Origin of the sequence: Clostridium sp. (genome assembly GCF_047718555.1) — a bacterium.
Taxonomy (GTDB): Bacteria; Bacillota; Clostridia; order Clostridiales; family Clostridiaceae; genus Clostridium_I.
Map to the genome: position 1 here is coordinate 1 of NZ_JBDNRK010000072.1, position 19,049 is coordinate 19,049.

Consider the following 19,049-nt stretch of genomic DNA (forward strand, 5'->3'; position numbering starts at 1 on the left):
ATCGCTTTCACAGAGTGCGTGGGAGACTTACGCCAAGTTAGTCAGGTTAAAATATCTTTAATTTGTATTTTATTATTATCAATTTATTGATGATATTGATAATTAATAATAATTGATAATGTATTAGCATACTTCGCCCTCTATAATGTAGGTGAAGCTTGTGAAAAAACTTCTAAATATTACACTTCCATGGGTGCAATATTTTCCATTGATGCAATTTTTCCAATTATACTTAATTTCCTTTGAGAATTATGTTTTCATAAAGATAACATAATTACTATCATAGCATCTATATATGGACTTTTTCTTTAAGTAATTATAATATTTATGAAATAAATCACTCTTTATATTTCATATTATATTTTATTAAAATTGAAAATGCAATAGTTTTGTAATATAATTATAAATATATTTCATATCCTGGGAGGAATGTAAAGATGAATGGCTTTGAAAAAAGACGTGAAGATAAAAAAGAAGCTATATTAGATGCGGCTTTAGAACTATTTAAAGAATTTGGATATGACAAAGTGAGTATTGCTGAAATTGCAAAAAAAGCTTCTGTTTCACAGGTTTCCATATATAATTTCTTTGTTAGTAAAAAAAATCTTAGGGATGAGCTATTAAAAAAGCTTGTAAATATTAATATGCTTGAAACCTTGGATATCTTAGAAAGCAATGATTCTGTAAAGGTTAAAATAGAGAAATTATTGATGTCAAAGATCAATTTTTGCAAAAGTTTTTCCATGCATTTCTTAGTAGAATCCGTACACAATAATTCACCAGAAAGTGCACCTGGTTATTTTGCTATAGAATATATAGGTAAAGATAATTATAAAAAAATAGAAGATGGCTTTACTAAACTCTTCGAGCAGGGAAAAAAGGAAGGTCTTATTGATAAAGACATTTCTACAGAATCAATACTGTATTATACAGATGCTATACGATATTATTTCCTAAATAATCCTTCCAGCTTTGATAAACTAGAAAACAATCCAAAACTGGCAAAGGACTTTTTTTCACTGATGTATTATGGAATTATGAAGAGATGATTTAAGGTAATCTCCTCAAATATTTTTACTGTTTCCAGCTTCTCCTTAATGCTTTATATTTACAAGCATTTAAACATTCGCCACATTGTATACACCCATTTCTATTCCATCATTAAGCATAAAGTAGTAATATTTCTACTCTATGCTTAATACATATATTGGAATTATCCCCACAAATAAAGTTAACAATTTATTTACAAATTTTATATAACAGTTCAAAACAAATATATAAAATCACGGTAATCTTGTTATAACTAGAATCACTTTGTATATCAAATAGATCTAATTGCAAGTCTATGATTAAAGAGAACATTAAGCTATAAAAATGATTATAAATGAATATAAGCAATGATTTGATTTTATATAATACTGAAGTATAATTAATAAAAACTAGTTATAATAATAAGGAGAGAATAGATATGTGTAATTGTGGTTGTCAACATATCGAACTAAAGTTTAAAGATAAAGAATTTTGTGAAGAACAAATAAAAAGATATTCAGGAAAGATAAAAAAACTTTCTATAGACATAAGTGATAGGAACTACATAGAAACTAATAGCAATATTAATTTAATGCAAATATTTTTCTTATTTTTTAAAATAGGATTTACAGCCTTTGGTCCTTCCATGATAATAGAAACAAAAAAAGACATTGTAAAAAAGTTGAATTGGATTACTGAAAAAGAACTTCTTGAAGGACTTGCAATTGCACAATTAATACCTGGGGCAACCTTTGTTTCTCTCTCTATTTATGTAGGTTATAAATTAAGGGGATTATCAGGTGCATTAGCAAGTTTCATAGGTTTTATTTTTGCACCATTTTTTATTATGTTAGTGCTGTCATCGCTATATTTTAAGTATGAAAATATAGCATTTGTAAATGTTTTATTTAAAGGACTTGGAGCTGTAGTTGTTGCACTTATATTAAATGCTGTATGGGATTTGGCCAAAACAACAACTACTAATATTCCAACAATTATAATAGCTGTCACCGCCTTTATAATTTCAATATTATATAATAACATTTTTTTAATCTTATTTATTTCAGCACTGATGGGAATAATTCTTATTCCTAAAAGTACAGAAGATATGAAAAATACAAATCTAATTGAGAAAACTAAAATACAGTGGAAAAATATCATAATAATTTGTATCACAATTTTACTGTTTTTTATTCTAACTGCCTTTAATAGAGAACTATTAAGTGTTGCAGTAACATTTTTTAGGATTGGAGCATTGGCATTTGGCAATGGTTTTACAATGATTCCACTAATACAGCAAGAAGTTGTTAACACACATCATTGGTTAAACCTCAATCAGTTCATGGTTGGTGTTGCACTGGGTCAAATGACACCTGGTCCGGTAACTATTACAGCTACTTTTGTAGGATATAAGGCTATGGGAATGATAGGTGCGGTAGTTGGAACTCTATCAATATATGCATCATCTTTTCTTTTTGTAGTAATCACCTTTAGAATTTATACAAAAATTAACAAATATAGTTTAGTAAATCCTATATTAAGTGGATTGCTTTCATCTTTTGTTGGAATTATGGCATTAATAGTAATAAATACGGGAAGACATGCTCTTGTTGATGTTCACACTGTAATATTATTTGTGTTATCCTTTATTATGCTGCAATTTGCTAAATTAGATTCTAAGTTAGTAATATTAAGCGGTACAATATTATATCTCATAATTTGTTATTTAAAATAACGATAGTATAAGAATTTATATTGTATGCAATAGCACTAGAAAAGGTACATTAAAAATAAATTGCTTTACTTTTTAAACTATTATATACTTAAAGCAAAATTAATATTATTAATTATAGGTTACTAAAGTGTAAACTCTGGATATAATAAAACATACAATGACCTTTATCAGTTTATACTTTAATTTAAGGCACATTCAAATAAATAACTAGTCAGTATGCTAGTCTATTTTGACTTACTATTTATTTTCATATGCCTAAAAGGGAAGAAAGGTGAAATTCCTTCACGGTCCCGCCGCTGTAATAGAGGAATCCTTATAGATATACCACTGGGAAACTGGAAAGGTTATAAGGGTAATGATACTTGAGTCAGAAGACCTGCCTGTAATTCTTCGCCAAATAAGCTCTACGGAAGATAGAGAGGTGACTGGAGTATCTTTTATATAATTATATAGGATATCTATGCCTTTTAGCCGTTGGACTAAAAGGCTTTTTAGCGTTCAATTACATTTTAATAATTATCTTTAATAAAATACCTATAATTATATATATTTATACTTAGCCATGCTGTCTCTATTTATTAATTTAGCAAAACAGGCAAAACAAAATTTATATTTATTAAATGGAGGTTTTTTACAATGCATATCGAAGACGGTATTTTATCCCCAGCAACCTGGGTACCCATGTATGCTGCCAGCGCAGCCTTTATAGTCCCTGGAGTTCGAGAAATTAAAAGGAGGGCTGATGAAAACCTATATTACAAACCTTTTCTTGCCATGGTTGGAGTAGGAGTATTTATTATTTCCTGTATGCACTTGCCCGTACCTGTAACAGGTTCCTGCTCTCACCCCTGTGGTACAGCCCTTGCAGCAATCTTAGTAGGCCCTTTTGCAACGGCGGTAATTTCAGCTATTGTACTTTTCTTCCAATCTATATTCCTAGGTCATGGAGGTATAACAACTATTGGTGCCAATACCCTTTCCCTGGGAATTGCAGGAGGATTCTCAGGTTATTTCTGCTGGAAGATTTTAAGAAAATTCAACGGTCCCCTTTGGCTTGCAGCCGGAGCAGCTGGTTTTGTAGGTGATATAGTTACTTATCTTGCCAGTGCCTTTGAACTTGCAATTAGTCTCCATGGTAATATTCCTCTAGTTAAGCAGTGGATGATATTCTTTATGGGCTATGGACCAACTCAACTACCTCTTGCTGCAGCTGAAGCTGTATTCACAGCAGTTGTACTTAAGGCAATGGCAAGTCGTCGTCCTGACTTATTACCTGGAATTTTGAAAAAAGCTGCTAAAAAGGAGGTACGTGATAGTGAAATCAACGCTTAATGTTGAAAAACCTTCTGATCATGATACTATAAAAAATTCAGAAGTTAACAACAAGAAATCCCCTGTTGCTGAAGTAAAATGGTTTGATTCTTTTACAAAAACCCTACTTATAATTATGTGTGTAATTTTAACTTTTATAGTCATATCAAGCACTTATATGGCTAAACACAATATGGAGGCCAGTGGTACTGATGATAAGGTCAATACTCTTGCCACCGAAAACCATCACCCTCTTCTAGAATTACCAGGAGATGCACAGGTGGGAGCTTTCTCTGTTACCAATTTGTTTGCTGGAATAATAATTGGGCATCACTGGGATAAACTTTTTGGAAAACGTAAAGATAACAATTTAAAGGAAGATTAGACTATGTTAGAAGATTTTAAGATTATATCTGAAAAACACAGCTTTCTACATAATCTAGATGGAAGAGTAAAAACCATTGCATTTTTAAGTACTATTATTGTGGCTGCTTGTCTTACAAAATGGTATTTAGTTGCAGGAATATGGCTAGCCGCTATGGCTATTTTTCCTATCCTGCATATTCCTTTTAAAAATTTAGCTAAACGTCTGTTAATGCCCTTTAGTATAGCTTGGCTAGTATTTTTAAGTCTTATATTCACCAATGGGACTCATGCTATTTTTGCTATCCATATTGATAAAATATATATATATGGATATTATGAAGGTTTAAAACTAGGTTTTCTAATTTTACTGAGGATTATGACAGCAGTCACCCTAGGTTCTCTTCTTTCTTTTAGCACTCCAATGATAGAAATTCTGGAGACACTTAGACTCTGTAAAGTACCAAATACTATAATAGACTTAGCCGCCATGATGTATCGTTATGTATTTATATTGGAAGAAACTGCCTACAATATGCGCAGAGCCCAGCTTAGTCGTATGAGTGACAATACCTCTTGGCTATCAAGAGCTAAGGATACCGGCAATATAGCAGGCCACGTACTCATTAAGTCTTTAGACAAAAGTATTAAGATTTATAATGCCATGCTTTCCCGTGGTTATAATGAAAATAGTATTAGCAGTAATTTTTATGTTGATGCAATACCCTCTTCTCATATTATTTATGGAGTGTTATGGGGGATTGTGCTAGTAATTTTAGTGCTGATAAATATCTTTATATAGAAAGGAATTAAACTATGGAACTTATAAACGTATCTAATGTCACCTATACTTATAATGATGGTCACTCAGCCTTAAAAAATGTTAACCTTAAGATTAATAAAGGCGACAGAGTTGCCATTCTTGGCCCAAATGGAGCTGGAAAATCCACACTGTTTCAGCTTTTCAACGGTCTCCTTGCCCCTACCTCTGGTTCAGTTACCATAGGAGGCTTAACTACTACTAAGAAAAATTTGCCTGCCATTCGTAAAAATGTAGGTATGGTATTTCAAGATTCAGACGATCAGCTATTTAACTCCACAGTGAGGCAGGAAATTGCCTATGGACTTATGAATATGAAAATATCGGGAAAAGAACTGGATGAATCTATAAACTGGGCACTTAAGGTTGTTGGAATGTCTGATTATATAAATAAAAGTCCCCATAATTTAAGCGGCGGTGAAAAAAAGAGAATAGCCCTTGCCAGTGTACTAGCTATGAAACCTGAAGTTATGGTACTGGATGAGCCTACCTCTGCCCTAGATCCAAAAGGTGTTAGTGATCTTTTAGACTTGCTTAACTCTATTAACAAAGACTTGGGGATAACTCTAATATTTGCAACACATGATGTGGATATAGTTCCCATTCTTGCAGATAAAGTGTATCTTTTAAGTAAAGGTGAAGTTGTCCTATCTGGAACTACATCAGAGGTGTTCAGCAATAGAGAAACTATACGCAGTATTAATCTTCGCCTGCCTAGAGTAACTCATCTAGTGGAGCTTCTCGTAAAGGATGGACTAATAAAAGCAGATGAATTACCCCTTACTATTGGACAGGCTAGAAAACTTTTTCAAAAATCTATCAAACACCTCTAAAACAAATTTCCAGAATTTGCACCCCTGAGGTGTAAATTTGGGAAAATATGAAAAATTGCATCATTAAAAAAAATTGCACCCCAGTGGGTGCTTAATTTTATATTTATATAGAATTTCACACCCCTGTGGTGCTTGATTTTTCTAAGTCTAATCTCTTCCATATGAAATAGGACAATCCCCAGGACAGAACAAATAAACCCACCAGCAAATACCCAATATTTCCGAAATCAAGATCACTTATCCATTTCCAAATACCACTGTTTAGCCCAAGCTTAGGAGCCAATATTTGAGTTAATTCAATAAATCCTATACACAGTGCTGCTACTACAGATATTCCGGTAACGGATAAATTATAGTATATTTTACGTAAAGGCGTTGAAAATGCCCAACTATATGCATTAGTCATGAATACTCCGTCTGCAGTATCCATAAGACTCATTCCTGCTGCAAAGATAATTGGCAAAGCCACTAGAAGATCAATGGGAACAGCTTGAGTTGCAGCATTTACTGAGATAGCCAAAAGTGCCACTTCTGAAGCAGTATCAAATCCAAGTCCAAATAAAAAACCCATTGGGTAGACATGCCAGCTTTTATTTATAAATCTATAAAGCGGACCTCCAAACCGTGAAATAAAACCTCTATTCAGCAAAAGCTTGTCTAATTGTTCTTCATTATATTTGCCGCTGCGTGTAATTCCAAAAATTTTATAAATATCAAACCATATATATAAATTCAATATTCCTATAAGTAAAAGAAATCCCCCAGATACTGAGGTACCAATTACGCTTCCAATCTCCTTTATTTGTGGAATATTTCCTTGAGCCCACTTCATTGAGAAGGTAGTTATTATTACCATTATGAATACTACGGAAGAGTGTCCCAGTGAAAAGAAAAATCCAACACCTGTAGATTCTTCTTTCTGCTCTGTCAATTTACGAATAGTATTATCAATAGCAGCTATATGATCTGCATCAAAAGCGTGTCTAAGTCCAAGAGTATATACAAGAAAACCAAACCCCAGCATTTCAGGATATTTGCCAGCATGAGCCACTAGTATTGCTATACCCACTATATGCAGTATTGCCACTACTATTGCATAATAAATCCATTTAGTATTTTTATTCAATTTAAGATTTATTTTAACCCCCTCCTATCCCGTATAAACACAAATGTCATTTACTAATGATCACTTTATAACTTATTAATAATACTTGCATTATATCCAGCTCCAAAACCATTATCTATATTTACCACACTGACACCGCTGGCACAGCTATTTAGCATTGATAATAGAGCCGAAAGTCCTTTAAAGTTTGCTCCATATCCAACACTAGTAGGTACTGCTATAACTGGTTTGTCTACAAGACCTCCCACTACACTGGCAAGGGCCCCTTCCATTCCTGCCACAACTATAACAACCTTTGCTCCTCTTATAACATCTAATTTTGAAAATAATCTGTGGATACCTGCAACTCCTACATCTATAAGCTTCTCTACTTTATTTCCAAATATCATTGCCGTTTCCGCTGCTTCTTCCACCACTGGCAAATCAGAGGTTCCTGCTGAAACTATGGCAATATAGCTATCAGTAAGCTTTTCTTCTCTTTTTTTAATGCTTATTGTTTTGCCAAGCTTATTGTACCTTGCATCCGGGCATATTTCTTTTATCGAATTGTACATTTCTTCACTGGCCCTGGTAGCTAGTATATTGTTATCCTTTGTAAGCATAAATTCAATGATACTTTTTACTTGCTCAACTGTTTTACCAGCACAGTATATTACCTCAGGATATCCTACCCTTATCTCTCTATGATTGTCAATCTTAGCAAAACCCAAATCCTTAAAGGGAAGATCTTCAATTTTTTTCATGGCTTCTTCTACTTCAACTTTATTATTTTTCACATCTTCAAGCAGATTTCTTATATCCTCTTTATTCATTGTTTAATTTTAGTGAGAAGTTCTATTATAAATTAATACACAGTTACACTTCCCACTAAAATTTGCCTCCCTTCCTTCACTGTCAAGCTTTCTCAAAATATATTATTTACATTAAATTTATTTTCCCACCATAACCTCATTAAGGCTGCCTACTCTATATCCCTGCATATCCAGTGTTACGTATTTAAATCCAATTTCTTTAAGTTTGTTAGAAATATCATCTATTAACTTTTCATCAAATAATCTAGATCTATCTTTCCTATCAACCTCTACCCTGGCAAGATCTCCATGGCATCTTACTCTGACTGCTCTGAAGCCTATTTTCATCATATACTTCTCAGCTTCTTCAATTTTTTCAAAATCTTCTACTTTTAGTTCATCGCCATAAGGTATTCTAGTTAGAAGACATGCATAGGATGGCTTATCCCAAGTTTTTAGACCTAATTCCTTGGAAAAACCTCTTATATCTGATTTAGTAAGTTTGCATTCTAGTAATGGACTTTTTACATTTAGCTCCTTTAGAGCTTTTAATCCTGGTCTGTAGTCTCCTATATCATCAAGATTTGTCCCATCAATTACATAATTGTAACCCTGTGTTTTAGCAATGTTGTCAATCATATTAAATACTGCCTTTTTACAAAGATAGCATCTGTTTTCAGGATTATTTCTGATTTCTTCTATAATAGGTACTTCTATGATTTCATAGTCTACACCTAATTCACCTGCTAATTGTTTTGCTTCCTCCACTTCCCATTTAGGAATATAGGGTGAAAGTATGGTTACCGCTTTCATATTATCACCAAGAGCTTCTCTTGCTGCCTTAAGTAAAAACGTACTGTCTACTCCACCGGAAAAAGCTAAAACTACCTTTCCCAACTCTTTTAGATAATTAGTCAAATTTATATATTTTTCATTATTCAGCATTATATCACCTCTATCCTTATGTATTATACATATCAAATCAATAATCGTCCTAATTTCACTGATTATTAATTCTTCACAAATTATTACGATCTCATGTTTCGGATTATAAGTTATTATTTTCTTCTATAGCCTTATGAATATCTCTGTAAACCTTGGCAATAGGTAAATTATTTTCTTCTGCTATTCTCTTACAATCTTCATATTCAGCCTTATATTTTACCAATTCACCTTCATAATAGGAATTTTTCACATTTACCTCTCCGTACTTAGTTTTAACCTTGGAAAATTCTCTATGAAGCATTATTTTCTCAACCTTAAACTTTCTGACTCCAATGGAGGTAGTATCTTTAAAAATTACTTCCAGAACATCTTTTTCTTTCTTGGCATTTACCAGTATACTCAGCTTTATGGCTGGTCTTCCTTTTTTCATAATGATAGGGGTCTTAAATACATCTAAAGCGCCTCTATGAAAGAGTTTTTCCTCCACATAGCCATATAATTCCGGATTCATATCATCTATATTAGTTTCCAGTATATATTGTTCTTCTATTTCTTCCTTGCTTTCTTCTTTTCCCAAATAGACTCTTAACACATTGGGTATTTCCAGATTTCTAGTTCCAAGTCCATATCCTATTTTGTCTATTGAAAATTCTATTTTATCTGTAAACTCCTTAACATTTGAAGCTAAAATAGCTGCTCCTGTAGGAGTAGTAGTTTCAAAAGATACTATACCTGATTTTATCGGTATACCCTTTAATATCTTAACAGTTGCTGGTGCAGGCACAGGTATAACCCCGTGAGCGCATTTTACAAATCCGCCTCCTACCTGAACAGTTGAAGCAATAATTTTATCTATCTTTAAATAATCTAATGCTACAGCTGCTCCCACAATGTCTATAATGGAGTCTATGGCACCCACCTCATGAAAATGCACTTCATATAGGAATTTTCCATGAACCTCAGCCTCAGCCTCCGCTACTTTCATAAACATATGCAAACTTGTTTTTTTCACTGTTTCACTTAAATCACTTCTATTTATTATATTTTCAATGTCCTTCAAATTTCTATGCTCATGATGATGAGATTCAGTTTGGTCATGATGACCAGGCTCAAACTCTCCATGATGATGGTCATGATCATGTTCAAATTCATCCTGGTGATTCTGTCCAGCCACTTCATAGTGACTATGGCTATGTTCTTCATGATTATCATTTCCAACTTCATGATAATGATTATGAACAGACTCCTCATTGTGACTATGATGAAGTTCACTACCATGATAATGTTCATCTTCTGTCTGCTGTGCCTGTTGGACATGGTGGTGATCATTATTGTGCTGATTTTTTAGAATCACATCTACCTTAGTTCCCATTATACCATTTTTAATATCTTTTTTAATTTGTATTTCATATTCAGAGTCCAATTTAAGTTTTGAAATCTCTTTTATCAAATACTCCTCATCTACCCCTAAATCAATTAATGCTCCTAAGTTCATATCGCCGCTTATTCCACAAAAACAATCATAATATAATACTCTCATTTTATACTCTCCAATATTAAGTAAGATTTATTTATACCTTAATTGTAAACTAATATTTGCCCTTTACGCAATGTTGTTATTTAAATATTCCTAGCAATGAGCCCACTCTTAAAATTATCAGGTAGTAATTTTTCATTACGTAAAGGCTTATTTGTACTATGTTTTACAACAAATAAGCCTTTACTAATAATTATATAGAAATTTTAATCAAATAGTGCCTTAACCCTTTTTAATTCCTGACGAATAGGGATTCCCTGTGGACAATGAGTCTCACATTTCCCACATTCTACACAATTTGATGCAGTTTGATTTCTTCTTCTAATCATCATATCATATACTTCATCTTTACCAAACATACTATAATTATTATAGGCACTGAAGCATCCCGGGATATTGACACCTGCTGGACATGGCATACAGTATGCACAGGCTGTACAGCTAACCTTCACTTTACTTTTAATAATGTTATTTACTTTATCAATTAACTTTAATTCTTTTTCTGTTAATGAATTTGCCTCTGTTTCACTAGCTACCTTTATATTTTCTGTAATCTGATCCATTGAATTCATTCCACTTAGAATAACTGATACTTCAGGATGGTTCCATATCCATTTTAATGCCCATTCTGCTGGTGTTCTCTTTGTATCCCCTTCATTAAAGGCATCTTTGGCTTCCTGTGGAAGATTATTCACAAGTTTACCACCTCTAAGCGGCTCCATGATTGTAATTCCCAGGCCTCTTTCAGCAGCATATTTTAAGCCTTCTGTTCCAGCCTGAAACTCCTCATCTAAATAGTTGTATTGTATCTGACAAAATGACCAATCATAATAATCCACTATTTCTTTAAAGAGATCCAACTTGTCATGAAATGAAAAGCCTGCATATTTTATTCTGCCATCTTTTATAGCAGAATCCAAAAACTCATCAATACCATTTTCTTTTAGTCTTTCCCAATCGTTACGATTAAGTGAATGTACTAAGTAAAAATCTATATGATCTGTTTGAAGACGCTGCAGCTGCTCATTTAAGTATTTATCCATGTCACTTCTTGTCTGTATGAGCCAGCTAGGAAGTTTAGTAGCTAATTTAACCTTTTCTCTATATCCATCCTTTAATGCTCTTCCTACAAAGGGCTCACTGGCACCGCCCTGACCCATTCCTGTTCCATGATAAGGGTAAGCTGTATCTATGTAGTTTACTCCTCTATCAATTGCACTACGAACTAGTCCTATAGATTTTTCTTCATCAATTTGGGTTGCGTCTCCCCCAGGAAGTAGTGGAAGTCTCATACATCCAAAACCCAATATTGAAACCTTTTCATTAGTTTTCCCAAAATTTCTATATAACATTATAAAACCATCCCCCTAAATAAATAATCGAAATCTAATTACAATTTTTATAATCCTATATTCGGCAAATAATCCTTGTAAGTATTGATCTTACTAGATTGGTTTATGAAATTTTTTGAATAGAAAATCACGCATTATAAACAGAATTCTTTGTTTCAGGTGGAGTTTTTTCTCCACTTGAAACTTAGAAGTCGTTATCCAGGGACGTAGCAGACCTTATACTCTAAAGAGAAAGCGATTCACACCAAATTTAAAATTTGGGTTCTCTGCTTTTCCCACTTTGATAGAAGCTGGGAGTATTACGGATGGTAGTCATCGGATAAATGATTTCCTAGATAAATTGCCGAATTGAAGATAATTTTATTTTGTAATAAATCTCAGCATAAAAATATTATAAATCTTAGAGTGAACTCTAAGTCAATAGTATATTTATAAAATTTATAAAATTTTCGTAAAATTTTTAAATCAATCAAAGAAAGACTAGAAATATTTTAAAAGTTTAACCTAATGTGCTATCCATCTCCAATCCTCTATAGGTTGGAGATGGATAGCACATTAATATAAATGGTTTGATACCATTTATATTAATCAAATTTGTATAATTATCATTATTTTAGGTATAATATAAATGTTAGTTGCTCTTTGTAAACTGAATATATATGGTTGTAGGGAGAATATGAAAATGCGATAACCAAGCTATGCCTTCCCTACGTAAAATATTCAAGGCTCGTATACAGAGCATTACGTTCATTACCCTCGGTGCAAGGGGATTTCAAGCCTGTGGAGAGTGTAGGTTACGAACTCTAGGAAGCAGGAAGCTCTTACTTCTTTAAGTTAGAGTAGTTCACGATATATAGTAATTATAGAATAGCAGAAGAAAGAAATTTTTTTGCAGTCCAATTTAGATTAAAAAGTAAAGACAAAGTAAAAATGTTTTTTTATTTTACTTTGTCTTTAAGTTTAATGATAATTATATTAATTATTTAGGGTAAAAAATTGACTTTCAATGGATTTCTCTCTACTAATCTAGGGTAATTATATTTTGGGTAGCCTACCATAACAGCTCCAGTTATTTTTTTGCCTTTAGGTATATTAAATAATTCAAGCATTGGGGAATTGTCTTTAAGAGCGATCCTTTCAAATACACCTGCCCAGCATGAGCCTAATCCAAGAGTTGGTGCATATAGCTCCATATACGTCAGTGAAAAAATGGAGTTTTCTCTCCCTCTTGGAAAATCTGCATCTGCAATTGCAAGGACAAGACTAGGTGCTCCTCTTAAAATAGTATCTATTCCATTTTCAGTATACACTTTAACAAAATCATCAAATTTTCCATTCAATGTCTTATCATTTTTTAATTCCTCGGCAGTAATTTCAACAGCTTTATCAAGTATTTTTCTATCATCTATGATAATATAGGATACACCTTGTAAATTATGTCCACTAGGAGCAAAATGGGCAATATTGACAAGATCTACTAACTTTTCTCTTGGAACTGAAGTTTCTTTATAAGATCGTATTGAACGTCTTGAACGAAGAAAATTTTCTGCTTCTTCAGGACTTAATTTTGGAAACTTTTTTGAACTTTTTTGATCAACTAATGGTGTTTTTATGTTATCCATAGCTTCTTTTGGACAGACAGCTACACAATGCCCACAGGCAATACATTTTTCGGGGCAAATATCTTCCGGACCATTTTCCCCAATTCTCAATACCTGCACGGGGCACTCCTTTACACAAATTCCGCATTTGATACATTTCTCTTGATCTACAGTTATTAAATTCATTTCTTATTCCTCCCAATAATAATCTCTGATAAACAGAGTTCTTTGTTTCAGGTGGAGTTTTTTTCTCGAGCTGAAACTTAGAAATCGTTATCCAGGGACGTAGCATCCGTTATCTCCCACTTTGATAGAAAAGCAGAGAACCAAAATCTTGGATTTTGTGTGAATCGCTTTCGCTGTGTGCGATGGGAGTATTACGGATGGTAGTCATCGGATAAAATTTAAATTAATAAAATTATTTTGCAGTTTTATGGACAATAACTGCTATAATTTGAGTTGCTATTCCAAAGATACAAACTCCATACCATCCAAAGTGTGAGTAACTGTAAGATCCCAGAAAAGAACCCAATGCTCCTCCTAGAAAAAAGCTTACCATATATACAGTATTAATTCTGTTACGCATTTCTTCATTTAAAGAATGCACTCTGGTTTGATTGGAAACATTTCCGGATTGGACTCCTAAATCAAGTAATATAACTCCTATAATCAATCCCCATACTTTAAATCCAAATAGAAGAAAGAATATATAAGAAATTATTATAACAACTAAACATATTCCTATAACAAATCTAGAACCTTTCTTATCAGCCGTTTTTCCAACTAAAGGAGCTGCCAAAGCACCGCTGACTCCAACTAATCCGAATAAACCCGCTGCCTGGGGACCCATGTTGTAATGAGAGCTTCCAAGTAAAAATATAAGTGATGTCCAAAATGCACTGAAAGCTGCAAACATCAGGGCTCCATTAATAGAAGCTTCTCTTAAAACAGGTTCCTTTTTTATTAAATGAAACATTGATTTTAATAATTCAGTATATTTAATGTTAGAAACAGGTTTACTTACTGGTATTAATTTTCTTAAAGCTATCATAAGAATTATCATCATAATTGCTGCAATAATATATACTATTCTCCATCCTAAGTATCCGCCTAAAATACCGCTGAATGTACGTGATACTAATATACCAATTAATAAACCACTCATTACTGTGCCTATTATTTTACCTCTCTCCTTTGGATCTGATAACTGAGCAGCCAAAGGTATAATAAGTTGAGGAATAATTGAAGTAAATCCAACTGCAAAAGAAGAAATTATCACCATAAATATATTATGAGAAAAAAACATACTTGTAAGAGAGAGTATTGAAAATAAAAGCATTATAGTTATCAAATTTCTTCTTTCTTTTATGTCTCCAAGGGGTAATATAAATATCATTCCAACTGCATATCCTATCTGTGTAAGCATTGCTGCAAAGCCCACACTAGTTTCACTGACATTAAATGTCTTAGCTATATCTGCAAGAAGCGGCTGTATATAATATAAATTTGCTACAGTGAGCCCGCAAGCTATAGCCATAACCATAATTAATAAATTACTTAGTACAGGTTTATTTTCCACTTTATTTTCCACAAAATCATTATTTAAGCTTTCCATAATTTCCACTCCTTTTAACGAATAAAATTAGTAAATATTTTTGTTTCCATTTCAGGCTTCTTTACAATTCCTTCACCGTTTTCTATCAGCTTCATAAGCCATGCCATATTTTTACCCAGTATTCTCATTATTTGAATACCTTCTTCATCCTGCATTGCCTCTCCTGGTGTTGTCCCGTTAATAACATTCCAATAATTTGAAGTTGGTATAAGCATTTCAGAATGATTAATGTAGTTATTTAACTGATCGAAGGTTGGAATCCCACCTGCACGTCTTACTGCTACTACTGCTGCACCAACTTTATGTCTTAACATACTGTCATTGGCTTCTGCCACACGAAAAGCTCTATCTAAAAATGATTTCATTGCCCCAGCAATTGCTGAATAGTGAACTGGTGACCCTAAAATTATTCCATCAGCTTCCTTCATCTTTTCAATCCATTCATTAACTGGATCAGTAGTAATAACACACTTTCCATTTTTATTTTTTGTGCAATTTTTACAAGCAATACATCCTCTAATAGGTTTATTCCCTACATGAACTATTTCTGTTTCTATACCTTCTTTTTCAAGTTCATCAATAACTATTTTTATTCCATGATAAGTATTTCCTGCTTTAGCAGGACTTCCGTTAAAAGCTACAACTTTCATTAAAAATTCCTCCCTTTATAATCTTGATTTTTTTCACTATAATAATTGCAATTTTTCATAGACAAATACTGAACGTTTAGTTTATATTTATATAATATACTAAACGTTCAGTATTGTAAAGTATATTTTTAAAATTTTTTAATGTATAATATACGTATAGTTTTTAAAATACATTTTAATATAACAGGAGGTATAATTTACAATGGATAAAAAATTAGGACGCCCTCGTAGTGAAAAAACAAAAACAGATATTCTTAATGCGTCATATGATTTATTAATAGAAAATGGTTTTGCATCAATAACTGTTGAAAAGATTGCTGAAAAAGCTGGAGTCAGCAAAGCTACTATTTATAAATGGTGGCCAAATAAAGCTGCTGTTGTTATAGATGCTTTTCTAAATGCTACCAGTGAGAAGCTGCCAATTCCTGATACAGGATCAACTATTGAGGATATGTTTATTCAGGTAAATAATTTTGTAAAATTTCTAATGAGCAGGAAGGGAAGTATAATTGCTGAAATAATAGCTGAAGGACAGTTTGATCCAAAACTGGCTGATATATACCGTAAGGCGTATTTTAAGCCACGTCGAAATATTTCAAAAGAAATTTTGGAACGCGGAATTTTAAGGAGGGAATTGAGAAAGGATTTGAATATAGAGTTGACTATGGATTTAATTTGGTCCCCAATATTCTATAGACTCCTTATAACTGGGGATGCACTTGATGATATTTTCGTAAGAGAATTAATAAATTATGCATTTGAAGGGATCAAGCTAAATTCTTAGAAAAGCTAAACATTGAAAAAGTAAATTTCAAAGAAACACTTAAATATATGAATATGAGAATGTATTTATTATAAAATATAAGCAAAAGAACCTCTCAGCTCACTAGGAAATAGATCTGGAGGTTCTTTTTTATATGTAAGGATTATTATAATACTAGATTAGAAAAATCAAAATTTTACTTTTCAAACAGTCCCTTTATATAATATAAAAATTAATCTGAAATTTCATTTTTGCATTGGAGACCTCTTAGGATTAATTCTAGGACAGAGTTAAATAAATATCAGGGATCTAAGTATAAATTTTGCTATAAACTCTATTATTATTTATTCTCATTCTATTATTTAAATCCATAGTCTGCTTTGCAATAGTAATAAATTCACGGGTTGCCTTTGAAAGATATTCTCCTGGTCTATAAGCTATAACAAGTGTAAAGGTCATATCATCTATTAAGAAATAATTGTCATATTTATTTGTATTTAAAAGCCATATAACATTTTCTGGTACAAAAGTAAAACCCATCCCTGCAGCAGCAATGCGATGTGCAGTATCAAGATTCTCAATTTCAAGAATGATGTTAGGCTTGAATTGTACACGTTGAAATATTTCATCTTCAACAAGTCTCATTCTCTGCCCTTGTTTTGATATGATAAAATTTTCATTTTGTAAACAGCTAAAATGAAGCTCATGCTGATTTTCTGATCCTACTTTTGAACAAATACTGTGATTTTCCGGAGCCACAAGAAATATTCTTTCAACTGATATAATCTCATATAAAAATTTATCATGCTGTATTGGAAGATTTAATATGGCAATATCTATTTTACCATTTATAAGCATTTCCTCTAACTGCATTGTTACATCTTCTTCAATGTCTATTTCTATTTGTGGAAATCTTCTATGAAATTGCGGCAATATTAATGGCAATATATGCCTTCCTGCCTGATTTGGAATCCCAATTGTAAGACGTCCTTTTTTTGAACCAGCTATATCACTAAGTTCCATTTTTAATTGTTTATTTAAATTGAGAATACTTTTAGCCGTTTTAAGATACTGCTCTCCTGCAAAAGTCAAATTAATGGAGCTTGCTGTTCTATCAAACAATTTTACGCCTAAATTATCCTCCAATCTTATAATATACTGACTTAAGGAAGGCTGAGATATATACAATTTTTTTGCTGCTTTAGAAATACTCTTTTCTTCTGCTATAGATATCACATACTCCAATTGATGAAAATCCATATAACCCTCTCCTTTTGCATTCAATTTTGTAATGCTACATTTATTAAATAATCCCTAGAAAATTTCATATCACTAGATTTACCCATATTTTTTTATAAAGGAAATTCCGTATTATTGATGAACTGCTGATTATCTGACAATCAAAATGATACTAACTTTATTTAATATAGCTTTATCCTATTGATTATATAATATTAATAGTATTATGCATATAACTAAAATAAAAGTATAATATAAACAAAGTGCGATGAAAGTATTAGATTAGGTAGTCATGGGATAAATTATTAGTTCTGTAGATTACACTATATAATACATTATTGAAAGGAGCTATTAAAATATTGATTATGGAGCACATTGACTCAGTGAAAAAGAGTAAAATAAAAATACATCTGCCTAGTATTAATTCTGAATCCCTTCTGCTTGGAATACTTCTAGCAACAGTTGGAGGATTTTTGGATGCCTATACCTATATTGGAAGGGGTGGCGTTTTTGCTAACGCTCAAACAGGAAATCTTGTTTTAGTTGCCATAGAGGCTGTTAATAAGAACTATAGACAGGCTTTAATACAGGCATTACCTATTTTTGCATTTATAGTAGGAATTATGGTTTTTGAAACCATCAAAAAAAATTCATACATTTTTTTCATAGGGCATCCTGAACGTTTTATCTTAGTTGTTGAAATAGTAATACTTTTTTTTGTAGGATTTGTGCCCTCTGGTGCTTTAAATACTATTGCAACCGTTACAATTTCCTTTGTCACTTCACTCCAATTTGCTTCCTTTAAAAAACTGGTTGATTCCCCCTATGCCACCACCATGTGCACGGGTAATTTGCGTTCGGCTTCCATAGCTGCTTACACTGCTTTTACAAAAAAAGATCATAAAGCGTCTATAAAATCTCTTCGTTACTTTGCAATTGTATTCTCATTTTTATTAGGAGCTTTTTGCGGCGGATTTCTAACCTTTTTTATTGGGCCTCATGCAGTATGGGCTTCTGACATTCTGCTTATATTTTCTCTGATTTTATTGCATATAGAGAATGTAAAAATGACTTCACACTAGATTGAAGATCTAGTGAAGTCATTTTGTACTGACAATTAATAGTATCCCCTCACCTTTTTCCATTCATATATTACTTCTTCAACAAATTTTAACCTGACTAACTTGGCGTAAGTCTCCCACGCACACAGCGAAAGCGATTCACACAAAATCCAAGATTTTGGTTCTCTGCTTGCACACAGCGAAAGCGATTCACACAAAATCGAAGATTTTGGTTCTCTGCTTTTCTTCAAGTGAGAGTTCAACGCCAAGTAAGCCAT

Annotated in this window: 17 protein-coding genes, 1 pseudogene and 1 riboswitch; of the genes and pseudogenes, 8 read left to right on the forward strand and 10 right to left on the reverse strand. The window is 32.5% G+C overall.

Annotated elements, in window-relative coordinates:
- The first annotated feature begins 437 nt into the window (after window positions 1-437).
- Entirely contained in the window at window positions 438-1,049 is a 612-nt protein-coding gene (locus ABF633_RS18705) for a TetR/AcrR family transcriptional regulator (RefSeq protein ID WP_415525869.1), read from the forward strand.
- A 25-nt stretch (window positions 1,050-1,074) separates the two neighbouring features.
- Here ABF633_RS18705 and ABF633_RS18710 read toward each other — a convergent pair.
- Window positions 1,075-1,155: pseudogene (locus ABF633_RS18710) on the reverse strand (4Fe-4S binding protein); the annotation flags it as partial.
- 313 nt (window positions 1,156-1,468) lie between these two features.
- On the opposite strand from ABF633_RS18710, the gene chrA reads away from it, so the two are divergent.
- The 5 genes from chrA (at window position 1,469) to ABF633_RS18735 (ending at window position 6,091) form a co-directional block, all read left to right on the forward strand.
- A complete protein-coding gene (gene chrA, locus ABF633_RS18715; protein WP_415525871.1) occupies window positions 1,469-2,764 on the forward strand; it encodes a chromate efflux transporter in 1,296 nt (431 codons plus the stop codon).
- 203 nt (window positions 2,765-2,967) lie between these two features.
- A riboswitch (cobalamin riboswitch) is annotated at window positions 2,968-3,163 on the forward strand.
- Between the two features lie 237 nt (window positions 3,164-3,400).
- On the forward strand, window positions 3,401-4,096 hold the full coding sequence (locus ABF633_RS18720) for an energy-coupling factor ABC transporter permease (RefSeq protein ID WP_415525873.1): 696 nt from the start codon (window positions 3,401-3,403) through the stop codon (window positions 4,094-4,096).
- Entirely contained in the window at window positions 4,080-4,460 is a 381-nt protein-coding gene (locus ABF633_RS18725; RefSeq protein ID WP_415525875.1) for a hypothetical protein, read from the forward strand. Before ABF633_RS18720 ends, ABF633_RS18725 begins: the two co-directional genes overlap by 17 nt.
- A 3-nt stretch (window positions 4,461-4,463) precedes the next feature.
- Window positions 4,464-5,240: a cobalt ECF transporter T component CbiQ gene (gene cbiQ / locus ABF633_RS18730; protein ID WP_415525877.1), complete on the forward strand. Its 777-nt coding sequence runs from the start codon at window positions 4,464-4,466 to the stop codon at window positions 5,238-5,240.
- Between the two features lie 14 nt (window positions 5,241-5,254).
- Window positions 5,255-6,091, forward strand: a complete 837-nt coding sequence (locus ABF633_RS18735) for an energy-coupling factor ABC transporter ATP-binding protein (protein ID WP_415525879.1) — start codon at window positions 5,255-5,257, stop codon at window positions 6,089-6,091.
- 115 nt (window positions 6,092-6,206) lie between these two features.
- On the opposite strand, the gene ABF633_RS18740 is transcribed toward ABF633_RS18735, so the two are convergent.
- The 8 genes from ABF633_RS18740 to ABF633_RS18775 all read right to left on the reverse strand — a co-directional run bounded on the left by ABF633_RS18740 (window position 6,207) and on the right by ABF633_RS18775 (window position 15,708).
- Window positions 6,207-7,229: a HoxN/HupN/NixA family nickel/cobalt transporter gene (locus tag ABF633_RS18740; protein WP_415525899.1), complete on the reverse strand. Its 1,023-nt coding sequence runs from the start codon at window positions 7,227-7,229 to the stop codon at window positions 6,207-6,209.
- A gap of 53 nt (window positions 7,230-7,282) precedes the next feature.
- Window positions 7,283-8,029 carry a nickel pincer cofactor biosynthesis protein LarB gene (gene larB, locus ABF633_RS18745; protein ID WP_415525881.1) on the reverse strand — a complete coding sequence of 249 codons (747 nt, stop codon included), beginning with the start codon at window positions 8,027-8,029 and terminating at the stop codon, window positions 7,283-7,285.
- Window positions 8,030-8,146: 117 nt separating this feature from the next.
- Entirely contained in the window at window positions 8,147-8,953 is an 807-nt protein-coding gene (larE, locus tag ABF633_RS18750; RefSeq protein ID WP_415525901.1) for an ATP-dependent sacrificial sulfur transferase LarE, read from the reverse strand.
- Between the two features lie 103 nt (window positions 8,954-9,056).
- Window positions 9,057-10,493, reverse strand: coding sequence for a nickel pincer cofactor biosynthesis protein LarC (larC, locus tag ABF633_RS18755; RefSeq protein ID WP_415525883.1), 1,437 nt, complete (start codon window positions 10,491-10,493; stop codon window positions 9,057-9,059).
- A 203-nt stretch (window positions 10,494-10,696) separates the two neighbouring features.
- The gene (locus tag ABF633_RS18760; RefSeq protein WP_415525885.1) at window positions 10,697-11,842 is read right to left on the reverse strand and encodes an aldo/keto reductase; all 1,146 of its coding nucleotides are present in this window, start codon (window positions 11,840-11,842) and stop codon (window positions 10,697-10,699) included.
- 983 nt (window positions 11,843-12,825) lie between these two features.
- On the reverse strand, window positions 12,826-13,629 hold the full coding sequence (locus ABF633_RS18765; protein ID WP_415525887.1) for a nitroreductase family protein: 804 nt from the start codon (window positions 13,627-13,629) through the stop codon (window positions 12,826-12,828).
- A 232-nt stretch (window positions 13,630-13,861) separates the two neighbouring features.
- Window positions 13,862-15,058 carry an MFS transporter gene (locus tag ABF633_RS18770; RefSeq protein ID WP_415525889.1) on the reverse strand — a complete coding sequence of 399 codons (1,197 nt, stop codon included), beginning with the start codon at window positions 15,056-15,058 and terminating at the stop codon, window positions 13,862-13,864.
- Between the two features lie 14 nt (window positions 15,059-15,072).
- Complete coding sequence (locus ABF633_RS18775; RefSeq protein WP_415525891.1) at window positions 15,073-15,708, reverse strand: flavodoxin family protein; 636 nt, start codon at window positions 15,706-15,708, stop codon at window positions 15,073-15,075.
- A 202-nt stretch (window positions 15,709-15,910) separates the two neighbouring features.
- On the opposite strand from ABF633_RS18775, the gene ABF633_RS18780 reads away from it, so the two are divergent.
- Window positions 15,911-16,492, forward strand: coding sequence for a TetR/AcrR family transcriptional regulator (locus tag ABF633_RS18780; RefSeq protein WP_415525893.1), 582 nt, complete (start codon window positions 15,911-15,913; stop codon window positions 16,490-16,492).
- Window positions 16,493-16,780: 288 nt separating this feature from the next.
- Here ABF633_RS18780 and ABF633_RS18785 read toward each other — a convergent pair whose 3' ends face one another.
- Window positions 16,781-17,731 carry a LysR family transcriptional regulator gene (locus ABF633_RS18785; protein ID WP_415525895.1) on the reverse strand — a complete coding sequence of 317 codons (951 nt, stop codon included), beginning with the start codon at window positions 17,729-17,731 and terminating at the stop codon, window positions 16,781-16,783.
- Window positions 17,732-18,069: 338 nt separating this feature from the next.
- Here ABF633_RS18785 and ABF633_RS18790 point away from each other — a divergent pair, with 338 nt between their 5' ends.
- On the forward strand, window positions 18,070-18,792 hold the full coding sequence (locus tag ABF633_RS18790) for a YoaK family protein (protein WP_415525897.1): 723 nt from the start codon (window positions 18,070-18,072) through the stop codon (window positions 18,790-18,792).
- Window positions 18,793-19,049: the final 257 nt, after the last annotated feature.

Bases quoted from the DNA above. Each gene is read 5' to 3' on its own strand.
- ABF633_RS18735 (WP_415525879.1), top strand. From the start codon at position 5,255: ATGGAACTTATAAACGTATCTAATGTCACCTATACTTATAATGATGGT.
- larB (WP_415525881.1), bottom strand. From the start codon at position 8,029: ATGAATAAAGAGGATATAAGAAATCTGCTTGAAGATGTGAAAAATAAT.
- ABF633_RS18720 (WP_415525873.1), top strand. From the start codon at position 3,401: ATGCATATCGAAGACGGTATTTTATCCCCAGCAACCTGGGTACCCATG.
- ABF633_RS18785 (WP_415525895.1), bottom strand. From the start codon at position 17,731: ATGGATTTTCATCAATTGGAGTATGTGATATCTATAGCAGAAGAAAAG.
- ABF633_RS18780 (WP_415525893.1), top strand. From the start codon at position 15,911: ATGGATAAAAAATTAGGACGCCCTCGTAGTGAAAAAACAAAAACAGAT.
- larE (WP_415525901.1), bottom strand. From the start codon at position 8,953: ATGCTGAATAATGAAAAATATATAAATTTGACTAATTATCTAAAAGAG.
- chrA (WP_415525871.1), top strand. From the start codon at position 1,469: ATGTGTAATTGTGGTTGTCAACATATCGAACTAAAGTTTAAAGATAAA.
- ABF633_RS18770 (WP_415525889.1), bottom strand. From the start codon at position 15,058: ATGGAAAGCTTAAATAATGATTTTGTGGAAAATAAAGTGGAAAATAAA.
- ABF633_RS18765 (WP_415525887.1), bottom strand. From the start codon at position 13,629: ATGAATTTAATAACTGTAGATCAAGAGAAATGTATCAAATGCGGAATT.
- ABF633_RS18775 (WP_415525891.1), bottom strand. From the start codon at position 15,708: ATGAAAGTTGTAGCTTTTAACGGAAGTCCTGCTAAAGCAGGAAATACT.
- cbiQ (WP_415525877.1), top strand. From the start codon at position 4,464: ATGTTAGAAGATTTTAAGATTATATCTGAAAAACACAGCTTTCTACAT.
- ABF633_RS18705 (WP_415525869.1), top strand. From the start codon at position 438: ATGAATGGCTTTGAAAAAAGACGTGAAGATAAAAAAGAAGCTATATTA.
- ABF633_RS18760 (WP_415525885.1), bottom strand. From the start codon at position 11,842: ATGTTATATAGAAATTTTGGGAAAACTAATGAAAAGGTTTCAATATTG.
- larC (WP_415525883.1), bottom strand. From the start codon at position 10,493: ATGAGAGTATTATATTATGATTGTTTTTGTGGAATAAGCGGCGATATG.